The organism is Chryseobacterium metallicongregator, assembly GCF_031324065.1.
In the GTDB taxonomy this organism is placed as follows: Bacteria; Bacteroidota; Bacteroidia; order Flavobacteriales; family Weeksellaceae; genus Chryseobacterium; species Chryseobacterium metallicongregator.
This window is the reverse complement of the sequence record NZ_JAVIXS010000001.1, coordinates 469503-485901: the sequence shown is the minus strand read 5'-3', so window position 1 is coordinate 485901 and position 16399 is coordinate 469503. Positions and strand designations below refer to the sequence as shown.

Genomic DNA, 16399 nt, shown 5'->3' with positions numbered 1-16399 from the left:
AATTCTACTTTTTAATAATTTTGCTGGTGATTCTTTCTTTAGTTGAGGTGTTGATCAATACAATAGTATAATTTCCGTTAGGATATTTAGAAATATCTACTGCTGCATCCTGTATTGAACCCTTATTCATTTCTCTTCCTGCCATATCGTAAATACTATACTCGGTATAACTTTTTAAGGCATTATCGCTGAAGTTAAAGCTTGAACTTGTTGGATTTGGATAAACAAGATCATTGTCTATTGGAAGTTCTGCTTTATCTCTTTCTGAAGCATAAATTACTTTATTGTTAAGACTTGTTTTTGTTGTACATTGATTCTTATACATCCATGCGCTGGTTTTTGAGTTGGTTCCTGATGAGTTGGTTGCTTTCAAAGTAACCTGATAATAGTATGCGGGAAGATTAGGTAATGTGAATACAAAATCTTTGTTGGTACTGGTAAGAATATTTTGATAAGTATTTCCTTCTTTAAGAGTCCATTCGTATGTGGTATCAGATCCACCATTGCTTGTATTAATGATAGTATTATTACTGTTAGTACATAATGTATTGGGTGCAGCGAAGTCGGCAAGGGGAGAGGATTTAACAGAACATTGATTCTTATAAATCCATGCACTGGTTTTTGTATTTGTTCCCGATGCATTGGCTGCTTTCAGAGTAATTTCATAGTAATAAGCAGGATGGTTTGGTAATGTGAATACGAAATCTTTGCTGGTACTTGTAAGGATATTTTGATAAGTATTTCCTTCTTTCAGCGTCCATTCATATGTGGTATCAGATCCACCGTTACTTGTATTAACGATTGTATTATTGCTGTTAGTACATAATGTATTGGGGGTAATAAAGCTGGCAAGAAGGGAGGTTGTGGCAGAACATACTTTTTTAGCTATCCATGCACCTGATTTCGTATTTGTTCCCAACGAATTAGCAGCTGTCAGTTCTACTCTAAACAATGCAGAAGGGCTGTTAGGAATAGTGAAATCAAAATCTTTGTTTGAGCTGGTAAGAACAACATGGTTATTGCCATCATATAATCTCCACGTATAAGATGCAGAAGATCCGCCCGTACTATTATTGATTACTTTTACACTTTTGTCTGTGCACACTTCAAATGGATCTGTAAAATTAGCAACCGGCATAGCATCATTATTGACTTCAAAGTCTATGTAAACAGGAGTGGCATTACCATAGGTGGTATTTCCGGCCTGTAACAGAATGATTCTTGCTGCTCCGGCTCCTCCTGTAAAGGTGATTTTACCACTATTATCCACATTGATAGGTCCGGAAACCCTTCTGAATGAAATCGGCAGCCCTGAAGATGCGGTAGCATTCAATAGATATGGATTGGCATTCCTGCTGATTTTTGTTAATGGATTGGAAACAGTAATGGTCTGGCTTTGCAGTCCATTACATGTCTGGAAAATCTGTTTGCTGAATTCATTTTCAGCACCTTGTGCATCTTTTACTTTTACCAATACCTCAAACCAATAGGTTGCTCCTTCTCCGCAGCCTCCTTCCGGTACAAAAGTGGTATTAGTTGTTGAGCCGTTGATTACTGAGCCATAATGGATATGATCGTCATGGTGTCTGTTCACCTGTATGGTATAGGTTAAGTTACCCGCACTTGTCAGATCATCAGTGGCCGCAACGCTAATATTAACATTAGTAGAGCTTGGGTGAGTATTAGGTAAGGTTTGAACAATTGTGTTATCAGATGTTCTCCTAATTACTACATCCTGAATAACAGGGGCATTATTATTAAGATAAATTTCTTTGGTCGCAATATTGGTAGCTCCTCCTGCATCAGTAACAGTAAGTGTTACCACTCTTTTATCCGGGGCAGAGTTTGGAATAGAAAAAGTATGTACCGGATTTATTTCAGTAGAAGTGGTTCCGTCTCCAAAATTCCATAAATACTGTAAGTTTTGAGTTTCTTTATCATAGGAAAGATCACCATAAAATTGTACCGTATTTCCAGTCTGATTAATAGAGTTTTTATCAGATTTAATAATTGCTGTTGGAGCATAATTACCTGTTATAGCCAATCTTGAAATCGAATTTCCGTTACCAGCATAATTTACAGTATAAATATATCCGTCATATGGATTAGTATATAAATGGACAATGCCACCAGCACTAAGAGCCTTATATACCTTTGCTGGACGTGAGAAATTAGCTGCTGAGTTATTTTCTTCAAATTTAATAGCCATAAGATCACTTCCTGTATAATCACCAACCAGAATAGTGTTGGTTAAGGAACCCCCATATCTGTCAATACTAATTTCTTTTGGATAAAAAGTATTGGCGGTAGATGAGGTTCCTTTATGATTGTATGAATCAGAAGAAAGATTGTACCAAAGGACCGGATTGCCGTCTTTGTTGATTTTACTGTCTGTTCCCCAGAGTTTGTTAGGGTTGCCATTATCGGGATGGGCCCATGCATATAAAGGGTATTTGAAGGTATAAGAAGGGTCTTTGGGAAAAGTGGTAAACTGCTCATTGATCCTTGCATGATCAAACCCTTCATAATGAGGCCATCCTCCATTATCTCCCATAGAGTATAGGGCTGCTTCTTCCCAGGCATTCTCTCCGGTATCACTTACTAAAAACTGGCCGGGTCCGTTTCCGACAATGTTCTGTGTAATGGCAGTAACCCTGTAAGGATTTCTAAGCCCCATTACGGCCAACCTGGATTGTGCACTTCTCGGTTGTGTTGAATCATAATACGGATTGCCGGGTATTCCATTTCCGGTTTCTTTATCAATCCTTAAAATCTTACCGGAAAGAGAAGATTTTGATTGAACCCTCATTTGTATTAATGATTGCTCAGCCTGAGGAAGAATACCTCTTGCAACGCCTTGTGCTCCTGCCTGATCACCCAGAGAGCTGTCCCCAACAGAAAGCATTAAGCTGCCGTCTGCTCCGAAAAATGCACTTCCGACTCCATGTGCCGTTGCTAAAATAGGAGGTCCATCTCTAAAGCTATATTGAGTATGATCTCCTACCAATATCTTCCTGGTACCAGGATCAAGAACACCGTTTACGTAAGTATACCGGGTACATCTTCCAATTGTTGCTGAAAACTGATCATCCGCATTTATTCCGGAGAATAAGGTGCGGGGCTCTACCGTATACCATAAATATACATAACCATTAGTAGCAAATTGAGGATCAAGAGTAAATCCTAATAATCCATGATCATCACCACTGGGATTCATCACTTCACTTGAAATGTCAATGATTGTGGTAACATTGCCTCCATTCGGGGCAATTTGTTTTACCTTACCGGCTTTTTCCCAGACATAAGCATTCCCGCTGCTGTCAAAGACTACTCCAACTGGCAGATCAAAACCCGCTTTGTATGTTTGAAGTTCAAAATTTTGACTGTACACATCACACAATCCACATAGGAATAGTGACAAAAACATCATTTTTTTCATAATTTTTATATTTATAAGATTGATGCTGTATAAAAAATATCAATATAATTCCCTTTGTAGAGAGTTTGTTTGTTGTAAATGTCTTATTAAATATCTTTGAATGAAAATAATATATGTAGAAATAAATTGATTAAAACCTGAAATAAAATGTAATAATATCGTTAAAAAACTACAGTCTTTTTAAAATTATTAGTTATAGTGGCAAAGAATATAGAATGTTTTTGTCAGCAATTTGTATTGTTAAATGTATGGATAATTTTATTTTCATTGCTTGTCCGTTAATTCAAAAAAGAAAGATGGACTATTGTCCATCTTTCTACAAACACTTACAAAAAAACCTATGGTCTATATCCGGAAAAGGGTATCTTCTAAACCAGGAACATATTGAAATAAATACAGATAATATCATTCTTAATGAAACTCCGGAATAAACCAGGATAATATTTCTATGACGATGAGCTTTGTCAAGCATTTTTATTGATATTTTGTAAGTGAATTAATTTTTACAAACCTATTGAAAAAATTAAAACAGCAGAGAATGAAAACTGTAGATATTGTACTACGAACAGGAAGTTATTTATTGCTGTATTATGAATAAATTTTAATTGGTGTTAAATTAAAAGGATGAGCAATGGCCCATCCTTTTTACAATGTACTGATTCTAAGATCCGGATTATACTAAATGAAATTTATTATTAATAAGTAAATGAATTTTTTATTTTAGAGATATTGGTAGCGTCATGATGATTATAAGCGTTGTATGCTCCGAAAAAACCATTTAGTTTTTCGTACATAACATCCCCGGTATTATCTGCATGATCAGCTCCTAAATTATGACCACATTCATGAGCTAGTGTACTATTATAATTATCATTGGCTATTGCAACAGAATTTTCTCTATAAAAGTTTGGGTAGTCACTATTAGTTCCTTTATACACATTAAGGCCTGCTCTTCCGTTAGCGTCATTCCAATTATTTCCAAATAATGCGACTCTTACATGTCTCATCTTAGGGTTTTTATAAGGATGACTAGCCGAAAATATTTGTAACTTTTTTATCTGGTCAAGTGAATTGTCTACTTTTGATAGTGCATTTGTCCATTCTATTATCTCATCAAGATAACCGTAATTAATTGTTCCGTCAGGATTGAGAGGAGAGTGATTAGTGAACTTATATTGCCACCAGTTGATTTGTATGTTTGGATCTATACCTTTTAATGAAGTGGCTAAGTGTGTATATTGATTATCAAAATCTGGATCTCCTATCATGCCTATTAATTCAATATTATAAGTGAGTACTATGTTGGAATTTTTTGCGATATCTTCTGTCTTATTGTTTAGTTCACCTGGAGTAGAAGTAAGGTGATTTGTACCGCATTTTACTTGACCTTCTGCTGACTTCCTTTTTTGGTTACTGGCAGTCTCATTTAAGAGTACATAATGATTTGAATTTTCAATAATGGTATTATATTGATTATTGTCATTAACCATTTTCTTATTAAACTGATTTAGCATTTGCTGTCCATCTATTCCATTTTTTTGGGCATAAGCTAAAAATTGTGTTTTCAGCTTCCCTTGTGGGTTAAACTTTATTGGCTTATAACCAATATTTAGTTCATTTTTTCCTTTTAGTCTAAAATCCTGATTTTTATCATTATAAAACAGATCAAACCCGTTTTCACCAACAATCATGATAACGTTTTCATTAATTTTTCCATCAGTATTCACGGAACCTGTAAAAGTTCTCTTTTTTCCAAACAGCGTATCACTATTACTTGTCAGTTCAAAATAGAGTTTTGTACCATCATTTTTGATAAGCGTGAATTTTCTTACTTCGCCTTCTTTTTCAATAGGTTTTGCAAAATCCGGTATTAGCGGTAGTTCTGAAATTTTGTACATACTGCCATTGTTGGTTACAACACCGTTATCTGCAGATGAACTGGTTTCAAGGTTCTCATTGTGACATGAAACAAACAGAGTGGCTGCAAAGGCCATTGAAATCATAATTTTTTTCATAAAATAATTCTTTAATAGGTGATAAAATTAATCCCTTTATTGTGATATAAAAAAATATACGGGTGGATATAAAACTACATGGATGAAAGAATTAATGATCTTACTTATCGTATTTTTTAATAGACATGTCATCATACAATAAAAGGATGAACAAAACTGCTCATCCTTTTTACAATGTACTGATTTTAAGATCCGGATTAATTAATTATTAATGATGTTTTTATTTTGGAGATATTGGTAACGTCATGATGATTATAAGCATTGTATGCTCCCCAGAAACCCTTTGCTTCGGGATGCATAACATCCTCTGTATTGTTAACATGTATAGCTCCTAAATTATGGCCACATTCATGAGCCAATGTAGTATTGTAATTATCAGATATTATTAGAACAGATCGTCCATTCCGATAAGAGCTTTCAGTACTAGTTTTATAATAATTCAACTCAGCTAAACCTTCTAAATAATTGTTCCAGCTATCTCCATATGCTGCCATTCTTACACGTCTTTTAGTGTTATAAGGATGTTTTTCGGAAAAAGCCCGTAACTTTTCTAGCTGTTTGTAGGCATCGGCTTCTTTTTCTAATGCATTAGTCCATTCTGCCAGCTCTTCAATATAATTTTGATTAATGGTTCCGTCTGAATTTTGTGGAGAATTAGTGAATTGATATTGCCACCAGTTGATTTGCATGTTTGGATATATAGCTTTTAATGATAGGACTACCTTAGCATATTGGTTATCGAAGTCCACGTCTCCCATGATGCCTATAACTTCTATATTGTAAGCTCCTACTTTTGTATTTTTTTCAACATTTTCTACTTTATTGTTTAATTCATGTTGAGTAGAAGTAAGGTGGTCTATACCACATTTCCCTTGTCTTTCTGCTGACCTTCTTTTTTGTAAACCTGCAGTCTCATTTAAGAGTACATAATGATTTGAGTTTTCAATAATCGTATTATATTGATTATTGTCATTACCCCTTTTCTTATTAAACTGATTTAGCAATTGCTGTCCATCGGTTTCATTTTTTTTGGCATAAGCTAAAAATTGTGTTTTCAGCTTCCCTTGTGGGTTAAACTCTATGGGCTTATAACCAATATTTAGTTCGCTTTTTCCCTTTAGTCTGAAGTCTTGATCTTTGTCTTTATAAAATAAATCAAAACCATTTTCACCAACAATCATGATGACTTTCTCATTAATTTTTCCATCAGTATTCACGGAACCTGTAAAAGTTCTCTTTTTTCCAAACAGCGTATCACTATTACTTGTCAGTTCAAAATAGAGTTTTGAACCATCGTTTTTAATCAAAGTAAACTTTCTTACTTCGCCTTCTTTTTCAATAGGTTTTGCAAAATCCGGTATTAGCGGTAGTTCTGAAATTTTGTACATACTGCCATTGTTGGTTACAACACCGTTATCTGCAGATGAACTGGTTTCAAGATTCTCATTATTACAAGAAATAAACAGAGTGGCTGCAAAGGCCATTGAAATCATAATCTTTTTCATAATATAATTCTTTAATCGGTGATAAATTTATTAACTTAATTGTGATGTGAAAAATACCAGTCGTAAAGATTAAACTACAGATATGAAGGTATTTATGGTCTTTATTGTTATGTTTTTTTAGATTGAATGCAGTGTTAGTATATTCATATTGAGTAAGGATACTTATAGTTTTCTACTCGGTTATTCTTAAAATTTAAACTATACCTGAACTTTCCATAAAAATACCCCAAAAAGTCTCTGACTTTTTGGGGTATTCCATTTTGTGATGGTTTTATTCTTTTTTAAAGAAAATGAAACCTTGACGCTAATGAGCAGATTGATCCATATCGATATTCATCAGATCTACTCTCTGTTTTTTAATAGGATCCAACCTGATAGTTCAACATTCTTTTTACTTATTTTATCTTGCCAGAATAGTTTGTACCAATACGTATCGGTTGGAAGAGGGTTTCCAATATATTTCCCGTTCCAAATTGGAGTTTTGGAGGTTGGTTTAAATACTGCTTTACCATATTTGTCGAATATGCTTCCTTCAAAATTTCCGTATTTACTGATCTCACTAAAATCTATTACATCGTTAATGCCATCACTATTGGGAGTAATAACATTAGCCATAAAGAAAGTATAATATTCTACATTTGTATCACAAGAAGTCTCTTTGTTTCTAACTCGAATAGAATATAGAGTGTTTTTAAGAACATTGGTGAAAACATTTGAAGTCTGCCAGGTTACCCCTCCATCAATAGAATATTCAAGAGAAATACTTCCATTATTTTTTGCATTAATAGTTAAGGTATTGTTATTGTAAACTATACCGGTAATTTCTGGAGTAAGAATATATGAAACTGTAGCGGTAAAGGATTTAGAGCAAGTTCCATTATTGATGGTTACTGTATAAGTACCGGTAGCAGTTACATTGATTTTCTGAGTTGTCGCTCCGGTATTCCAGTTATAAGTATAGTTTAAACCTGATCCTGCATCTAATATACCCATATCTCCTTTGCAGATTTCTATATTGTTCAGAGAGGATGTTATTTCAGGAATCACATTGATGGTAATGGTTGCAGCTGTTTGTGAACCACAACCATTGGTTCCCACTCCGGTTACGGTATAGGTCGTTGTGGAAGTAGGGGAAACTGTTTGAGTATTTCCGTTACCTGATAATCCAGTCCATGTATAGGTTATAGCACCGGATGCAGTTAGAGTAACAGATTGCCCTTTACAAATTGTAAGAGCAGGTGCGGTGATAGAAATAATAGGTGGGGTTGTATTATTTATTACGGTTACTGTAGCTTGTTTCACACAACCTAATGGATTAGCACTTGTAATCGTAAGGGTGTAAGTTCCACCATTATTAACTATTGGAGTTAAAGTATTTGCTCCTGAAATAATATTTCCACCATTGGTTGCTGTCCACAAGAATGTTGCTCCAGGCTGATAAACAGATGTTGTAGCATCCAGTGTAATTTGTGCAACAGTACATGTAATTTGCGAAGGAGTAGCAATATTGACGATAATAGCAGGGTCCATGGTTACGGTTACCGATTTTTGATATTGGCAACCTGCGGGTGTAGTAACAGTCACCGTATAAATACCTCCTGCTGTAACTGTATTTGTAGTTCCGTTTACCCCGTTTGACCAGGAAAAAGTATTTCCTGTGCCTGATGCCGTTGCCGTTAAAATTGTAGATGAACCTTCACAAAAGGCTAAACTCCCAGTAATTTGCACATTGGGATCCACATCTGCTACAACAGTAATTGATGCAGGAGCAATGGCACAGTTTCCACTTGTATTAGTTAAAGTATAAATTCCGGGAGCTGTTATGGTGATAGATTGAGTTGTTGCTCCTGTAGACCATGTATTTCCCGTTGTAAAATTCGATGTTAAAGTTACACTCCCATTACTACAGATTGCCGGAGCTGATGTAGAAATGACTAGAGTAGGGTTTATATTGATTATCAATTGCAATTCTACAACTTTCGAACAGGTAGCTGATGCTATACGGACATAAATGGTTGCATTTCCGGAAAGATAAGCTGCAGGATTGGCAATGGTATTGGTATTTCCTGCATTGGCGTCTGCCAAAGTCGTATAATATGAAAACACAGTTCCGGGAGTAGTACTTATTAAAGTTTGTGCGGATGTTAAATCGAAATTAGCTGTTGCGGAGCTGGAACATTCGCTTAAGGTTGCGTTCTGAACTACCGGAACCACACCTTGAGTTACGGTCACGGATTTTTGATATTGGCAACCTGAAGGCGTAGTAACAGTCACTGTATACACACCTCCTGCCGTAACGGTATTGGTAGATCCATTTACCCCGTTTGACCAGGAAAAAGTATTTCCGGTTCCTGTAGAAGTGGCTGTTAAAGTAGTTGCTGAAGATTCACAAAGAATCAGGTTTCCTGTAATCTGTACATCAGGATTGCTTTCAGCATTGATGGTAACAGAAGTAGAAGTACTTGTACATGATCCATTGCTGTTGGATAGGGTATAGGTTCCCGGAGAAGTTACGGTAATAGATTGTGTTGTTGCCCCTGTAGACCATATATTTCCAGTAGTTTGGTTTGAGGTAAGAGTCACGCTGCCACCATAACAAATGGTAGCTGATGAAGGAGTGATAACAGGATTTACAGTCTGTGTTACTGTAAGCTGCAATTGAGCCACTTTGAAACATGCTCCTGAGCTGACACGGACATAAATGGTTGCATTTCCGGAAAGATAAGCTGCAGGATTGGCAATGGTATTGGTATTTCCTGCATTGGCGTCTGCCAAAGTCGTATAATATGAAAACACAGTTCCGGGAGTAGTACTTATTAAAGTTTGTGCGGATGTTAAATCGAAATTAGCTGTTGCGGAGCTGGAACATTCGCTTAAGGTTGCGTTCTGAACTACCGGAACCACACCTTGAGTTACGGTCACGGATTTTTGATATTGGCAACCTGAAGGCGTAGTAACAGTCACTGTATACACACCTCCTGCCGTAACGGTATTGGTAGATCCATTTACCCCGTTTGACCAGGAAAAAGTATTTCCGGTTCCTGTAGAAGTGGCTGTTAAAGTAGTTGCTGAAGATTCACAAAGAATCAGGTTTCCTGTAATCTGTACATCAGGATTGCTTTCAGCATTGATGGTAACAGAAGTAGAAGTACTTGTACATGATCCATTGCTGTTGGATAGGGTATAGGTTCCCGGAGAAGTTACGGTAATAGATTGTGTTGTTGCCCCTGTAGACCATATATTTCCAGTAGTTTGGTTTGAGGTAAGAGTCACGCTGCCACCATAACAAATGGTAGCTGATGAAGGAGTGATAACAGGATTTACAGTCTGTGTTACTGTAAGCTGCAATTGAGCCACTTTGAAACATGCTCCTGAGCTGACACGGACATAAATGGTTGCATTTCCGGAAAGATAAGCTGCAGGATTGGCAATGGTATTGGTATTTCCTGCATTGGCGTCTGCCAAAGTCGTATAATATGAAAACACAGTTCCCGGAGTAGTACTTATTAAAGTTTGTGCGGATGTTAAATCGAAATTAGCTGTTGTGGAGCTGGAACATTCACTTAAGCTTGCGTTCTGGACGACAGGCGAAGTTCCGCCTATTACAGTAATAGTAGCCTCTCCGGGGCAGTTGTTTCCCTGAATAAAAACCTTAACAGTATATACACCTGGCTGTGTTGCTGTATAGCTTGCGTTCGTCGCTCCGGGAATAGCATTGGCTCCCTGATACCACTGATAGGTTATATTAGATCCTTGAACAGAAGCAGTAAACGTTTGCGGCGTATTATCACACATATTGACAGTTCCTGGAAGCTGTACATTTGCCGGATCCATCATTTTCACCCCGATATCGAATGATCCTGCCTCAAGAAATACTGCTGAATCATATGCGGTATCATTATAATCTGCAAGTACAATTTTAAAATGATAAGTTTCTCCAGGAATTACTGTTGCTTTTGCAGTAAGTGGAATAGTACGTCCGTTAAAATTAGTCTCAATCTGAGCAGTATTGGTACCCCCATAATATACTTCATTTTGAGGTCCGCAGTTTGGATATTGAGGGTGAATATTGGTTACACTTACAGGCCCTGCTCCTCCTGGAAGTATAGCAAGATTGGTATAAGTAGGATCAGATACTTTTTTTAAGAGTAAGGCAAAGCCATCAGTATAGGAACAAGGATAGTTGCCCTGATATTCTTTAGAAGCAAATAAATATCTGAAAGTAATTTCAGTAGAAGCAGCCACAAAGTCAAATTCTATAGAAGTGGCATTGGTTAAGTTGTTGGTTCCTATAGCAGCAGATAAATCTGCGTCTCCTCCGGTTCCAAGGTCATCACTTAAATTAGGCTGGAAAGTATTCCCTGCTTTATTTGCATATCCTGTTGAAAGTACAATTCCTTTAGTGAAAGGAAAGTTTGTACTTGATTTATTGAAATATCCCCAGCTTCGGTTCGGATCAGTGGCCGGTAAGTTTGGGGAAACAGTTACATTGCTTACATTTGAACTGATACAAGTGGTGCCTCCTGATATAAGAACATCACTGATCAGCTGATTTATTGGATAGTTCGACTCTGGATAGCCTGGTGCATTTACATCTATAAAAGCACCAGCTCTCAAAGATGCAGCCTTAGGTTTAGCCGCAATCTCTACCCTTCCTTTATTTTGAGCCAAAACAAAGTTTCCCAGGAAAGCTAAAAATAACGCTAAAAGTAAATTTTCTCTCATATTATTGTTTTTATTATGTTTTATGACTTATAACTTTATTGGTAAAATAGATGATGATCTTGATAAGTTTCTTTGAGTAGTGAGTGGTTTTGCTCATCCTTTTTTTACATTGGACGGATTTGGAAATCTAGACATCTCATTCTTTTTTAAGATGAATAAGTTGATATTGATCTATTCATACATGTCCATTACTGATTGAATGGCAGTTTGAATGTTTAAATATCCGATGTAGTGAATAATGGGTTTTAAATGCAACCCAGCATAATAATTTTCACATATTAATTCTTTTTTAGTGATGAAATTAAGAATGTAATAGGTGTAACAAAGAATTTAAAGTGTAGTTGTTGAACTACGATTGTGAAAATATTGTTAGTGTTATTTTTTCTGTTTTTTATGACATGGGTATCATGTAAAATCGATTTAGAAATCTCATTGTTGGGTAAAGTGTATTATCTCCTGTTTCTTGCATAGGTTAGAAGTTTATTCTTGAGAATACTCACCGGATCGGTCAATATTTTATTATTGATGTCAGTTTTACCTTGTAATTTGAAGATTTTGCAATGATCTGTATAAATCAGTTCATATCCGTTTTCTTCTATTGTCATCACTGCTTTTTCTTTTGTTTTTATATCAGTCATCACAAAACCAGTCAGGGTATTGTCTTCCTTCCAAAAGCTTGAGGATGTACCTTTTAGTTCAAAATTTAATTTTTTACAGTCATCCTTGATCAATGTGAATTTCCGAATTTCCCACGATTCTTTAATTGGTGCAGCAAAGTCTGGAACAGCAGCCAATTCCGAAATTTGGTAAACTTTATGATAAATAGGAGAGGAGTTCTTATTGGTAAATATTTTTGGTTCAGTATGGGTACATGCCAGATTAAGGGCTGCCACAACGACCAGAGTAAATATGGATTTCATTAATTCTTCAATGTGTGACAAAAATATTAATGCTTTTCTATAACAGAGAATCAGAATCGTAGGCATTATACTACACTTATGAAAATATTAATCAATGAAATCCTGCCTTTTTAATGATAAAAACAAGTAATATCCTTTGTTGATCTTAATAGATTTATAAAGAAGGCTGTGGTATAAAAAAGAAAGATGAGCATATTGCCCATCTTCCATTGTACACTTAAATACTAATAATACGTACTATATCCTTAAAAAAGTTACTGGACTTTATATCCGATTTATGTAATACTTTTAAATTAAAAAAGGGTGAAATTTAATATTATGAATAATGTCAATAGTACTAAAAATCGGAAATTGAAGATGTGGATATAGTTGGTTCTCAAAAGATGTCCCCTATCTTTTACTTATTTAAAATATTACTAGTAAAGTATACATAAACAACTTAATAAGACAAACTTATTAAAATAGCTTAAGTAATAAGAAGTATAGATTGTAGATATTCAACTATATCAATGAAGTAATAAATTGTCATATAAGATCTTTTTTTAGAATGTTATATAAAAAAGATGAGCTCATTGAGCTCATCTTAATCCTGTACCATCTCAAAAATACAGAAAGTTAAAATATGAATGTTTGACGAATTTATGTTTAAAAATGATATCTTTTTATTAAAGGATTATGTAATTGACTTATATTATACTTTTAAATTTAAATGAGCGAAATTTAAAAGATGAAATAAACAGTTTAATAATGACAAACTTATTGAAATAGCTTAAGTAATAAGAAGTATATGTTGTAAACATTAGACTATACCAATGAAGCTATAAATTGTCATATAACATATTTTTAAGGATGTTATATAAAAAAGATGGGCTCAATGAGCCCATCCTGATCCTGTACCATCTCATAAAATACAGGAAATTAAAAAATATGAATGTTAAACGAAGTTATATTCAGCCCCCTTTATTAGATATCATGTTTTATTGATACAGTGTTGATCTTATTTTTTAATGAATTTTTGGGAAGATTTTCCTAAAGTGGTTTCAATATCAATTAAATAAGTTCCGCTTAGGAAGTGTTTAACATCCACCTTATCACCAATAACTTTAGCATTCATTTTTCTTCCAGACATATCATAAACAGCAATTGATTTAATTTTCCCTTTTGTTTTAATATTCAATACATCAGAAGCCGGATTTGGATAAATGGAAATTTCTGAGTTTGTTGTATCAACATCTACAGTAGATAATGCACAAGGTGTTGTAATACTGCCATATGGTTGTGTATTATATCCAAATTCAGTTACAGAATAATTTGAACCATTTGCCCCCACAATCAATTTGAAATAACCGTTAATGTTGTAGCCATCGAATTGGTTTCTAAAACCAACATAAGCGGTTTGGCCAGACCAGGTAGTGTATGTAGGAGTGTAGACATCCAGTTGTCCGGGAGTACCAATAGGATAGCCTATATTATTTGCATTAGTTATGGTGGTACAGGCTGGAATTAAACTGATATTTCTTGTTCCTGTTTCACATACTAATCCTTTCCAATAGGTTTCCAGTTTTAATTGATTTGCAGCATAATACCAGGCGCCATATCCTGCATCATCACTAAGTTCCGGGTTAATGATAAAATATTTCCAAGGTGCTCCGGAGTTGGTTGTTACGGTTGTTGCTGTTGGGTTGGCATAGCTTTCCAGAGGAGTCCCTGTAACTATTTTATAAGGATCTTTATAAGAAAAAGTTAATGCTAAAGCTGTTGTTGATCCTAGTGAAGTTGTGCCTCCTGTTATAGCCGGATTAAGGAATGTAATTGATGAATTCAGGACCTGGCTTTTAGGGTGACTGGTTGCCGCACCATTTATGGTAAGTGTAGCAGTAGTAGGGCTTGTAACTACTATAGCTGCTGTTAATCCTGCGGGTAATGAAGAAGTGAAATGTGTTCCTGCAGTAAGAGTTGTTCCATTTGGTACGGCAAATGTTGCTGAATTTAATGTAATTGTTGATGTAGGAGCAGAGGCTACTGTTCCATCTAATGATACAGCTCCGTTATTGTCTAAGTTCTCTGTAAATGTACTGTTGCTAAGGGTTAGCCTTGGTGGAGTATTAGCAACTCCGGTTGCAGCTAAGTTGGCAGGCTGCCATAAATTTATTCTTGAAGCATGGTTTAATGCAGCTATCATTCTGTCAACCTGTCCATTAGTAAACATTTTATAACAACCGGAAGAACCGTTGTATCCCATATAGTTTTCTACGTTCACTTTTTGTCCTAGACAATTATTGCCCACTGTACATCCTAATCCGGAAGACATATTTTCTACAGGAGTGTCAGCCACTCCGTCACCATCATTACCAGGGTTGGCAGTTGAACACAGAACATTGAACGTGTGCTGAAGATTTAGCCAATGTCCAAATTCGTGAGTGAATGTATCAGAAAACTCGTTTGAAGCCACTGTTCCTGCAGCATTAAATATATAACGTCCATTATAAACAACTCTGGCTGTATTTACTGAAGTCATGTATGAATCCGGATACCAGGCAACACCTGATTGATATAAATCCTTATTAGCATACAGGTCATTTTGGATATACACATTCATATACTTTGAATTATCCCAGGCATCTGTGCCAATTTCTGTATCATATCCGCCACCGTTGCCGTATCCACCTTTGAAAGGATGAAATACCACTCCACTTGTTGCTTTTCCGGTTGGATCAATTTTAGCTAATCGAAATTCAATGCTTAACGCTCCTCTGATAGATTGGAAGTCAGGATCTACAGTGTTTGAATCAGTATTGATTCCATTGAAATTTAAGTTAATTTGTTCCAGTAAGTCAACTACTTTTTGATAATTTACTTTTACATTACTCTGAGATTCTCCATACACATGAAAAACCACAGGGATAATGTAGGTTGGATTATTGATTGTATTATTCAATGAATTTTTGTTTGATTTCATTTTTTTTATGAAATCTTTGGTGTATTTCTCAAAATTTTCATATTCAGCCTTTGATTCAGGATGCAGTTCAAAATGTTTTTTCATCATTTCATCTGCTTTACACTCATGAGGCCTATTTTGCTGTGCAAAACCTATTATTGGAAATAGGGACATAAATAGTAATGATTTAAATTTCATAATTTTGGATTTTTATGTTAATAAATTATTTGAATAATCCAATTATTTGGGGTTTAATCAACCTATTTAATTGGATCTAGTAGAATGATTTTAACTTGTCTGTAAAATTCTGATAGTCAATACCTCCCATGCTTTTGTCTACAACTTTGCCATCTTTTATAATAAAAGTCTGTGGTATAACGCTATATCCCATGACGCCATTTCCGCCAAGAAATGTTTTGATTGTCTCTATATAATCTTTGTTTTTAAACGTTATATCATTAATAGGGTGTTTTGTAAGAAACATTTCTAATTTTTTCTGATCTTCATCCAGCGATAAGAAAACAAATTTGATATGATTATTTTCGGTTGCTATTTTTTGAAAGGCGGGGATTTCCTCTACACATGGCTGACACCAGGTTGCCCATACATTAACAACAGTTATTCCCCCTTTACTAAGATATTCTTTATGGAAAGGACTATTTTTAATATCAGGTGATTTATGCTGTTGAGTTAAACTATTTGTGTTCTTGGACCTAAGGAATAATAAACCAATTAATATTATTCCCATTGGAATAATGAAAAATAAAAACCACCTTTTCATATAACTTCTTTTATGAGCAAAGCTATATAATAAATTTGCTTACAAAGGCATTAAGGTTGTAGTTATTTAACGATAG

General features: G+C 35.1%; 8 protein-coding genes. 1 reads left to right on the top strand and 7 read right to left on the bottom strand.

Annotated features, from left to right (window positions below):
- Nucleotides 1-4: 4 nt before the first annotated feature.
- Complete coding sequence (locus tag REB14_RS02175; protein WP_309521370.1) at nucleotides 5-3439, bottom strand: PKD domain-containing protein; 3435 nt, start codon at nucleotides 3437-3439, stop codon at nucleotides 5-7.
- Nucleotides 3440-3687: 248 nt separating this feature from the next.
- Between REB14_RS02175 and REB14_RS02170 the strand changes: the two genes are divergently transcribed.
- The gene (locus REB14_RS02170) at nucleotides 3688-3870 is read left to right on the top strand and encodes a hypothetical protein (RefSeq protein WP_309521369.1); all 183 of its coding nucleotides are present in this window, start codon (nucleotides 3688-3690) and stop codon (nucleotides 3868-3870) included.
- Nucleotides 3871-4134: 264 nt separating this feature from the next.
- Here the strand turns inward: REB14_RS02170 and REB14_RS02165 are convergent, their stop codons facing one another.
- The 6 genes from REB14_RS02165 to REB14_RS02140 form a co-directional block, all read right to left on the bottom strand.
- Complete coding sequence (locus REB14_RS02165; protein ID WP_309521368.1) at nucleotides 4135-5454, bottom strand: reprolysin-like metallopeptidase; 1320 nt, start codon at nucleotides 5452-5454, stop codon at nucleotides 4135-4137.
- A 197-nt stretch (nucleotides 5455-5651) separates the two neighbouring features.
- Complete coding sequence (locus REB14_RS02160) at nucleotides 5652-6959, bottom strand: hypothetical protein (RefSeq protein ID WP_309521367.1); 1308 nt, start codon at nucleotides 6957-6959, stop codon at nucleotides 5652-5654.
- Between the two features lie 342 nt (nucleotides 6960-7301).
- Nucleotides 7302-11684, bottom strand: a complete 4383-nt coding sequence (locus REB14_RS02155; RefSeq protein ID WP_309521366.1) for a choice-of-anchor L domain-containing protein — start codon at nucleotides 11682-11684, stop codon at nucleotides 7302-7304.
- A 449-nt stretch (nucleotides 11685-12133) separates the two neighbouring features.
- Entirely contained in the window at nucleotides 12134-12604 is a 471-nt protein-coding gene (locus REB14_RS02150) for a hypothetical protein (protein WP_309521365.1), read from the bottom strand.
- 997 nt (nucleotides 12605-13601) lie between these two features.
- A complete protein-coding gene (locus REB14_RS02145; protein WP_309521364.1) occupies nucleotides 13602-15650 on the bottom strand; it encodes a zinc-dependent metalloprotease in 2049 nt (682 codons plus the stop codon).
- Between the two features lie 166 nt (nucleotides 15651-15816).
- Complete coding sequence (locus REB14_RS02140; RefSeq protein WP_079242061.1) at nucleotides 15817-16323, bottom strand: TlpA family protein disulfide reductase; 507 nt, start codon at nucleotides 16321-16323, stop codon at nucleotides 15817-15819.
- Nucleotides 16324-16399: the final 76 nt, after the last annotated feature.

What these genes read in the sequence shown, in the direction of transcription:
- REB14_RS02175 (WP_309521370.1), bottom strand. Translation starts at nt 3,439, where the DNA reads ATGAAAAAAATGATGTTTTTGTCACTATTCCTATGTGGATTGTGTGAT.
- REB14_RS02170 (WP_309521369.1), top strand. Translation starts at nt 3,688, where the DNA reads ATGGATAATTTTATTTTCATTGCTTGTCCGTTAATTCAAAAAAGAAAG.
- REB14_RS02165 (WP_309521368.1), bottom strand. Translation starts at nt 5,454, where the DNA reads ATGAAAAAAATTATGATTTCAATGGCCTTTGCAGCCACTCTGTTTGTT.
- REB14_RS02160 (WP_309521367.1), bottom strand. Translation starts at nt 6,959, where the DNA reads ATGAAAAAGATTATGATTTCAATGGCCTTTGCAGCCACTCTGTTTATT.
- REB14_RS02155 (WP_309521366.1), bottom strand. Translation starts at nt 11,684, where the DNA reads ATGAGAGAAAATTTACTTTTAGCGTTATTTTTAGCTTTCCTGGGAAAC.
- REB14_RS02150 (WP_309521365.1), bottom strand. Translation starts at nt 12,604, where the DNA reads ATGAAATCCATATTTACTCTGGTCGTTGTGGCAGCCCTTAATCTGGCA.
- REB14_RS02145 (WP_309521364.1), bottom strand. Translation starts at nt 15,650, where the DNA reads ATGATGAAAAAACATTTTGAACTGCATCCTGAATCAAAGGCTGAATAT.
- REB14_RS02140 (WP_079242061.1), bottom strand. Translation starts at nt 16,323, where the DNA reads ATGAAAAGGTGGTTTTTATTTTTCATTATTCCAATGGGAATAATATTA.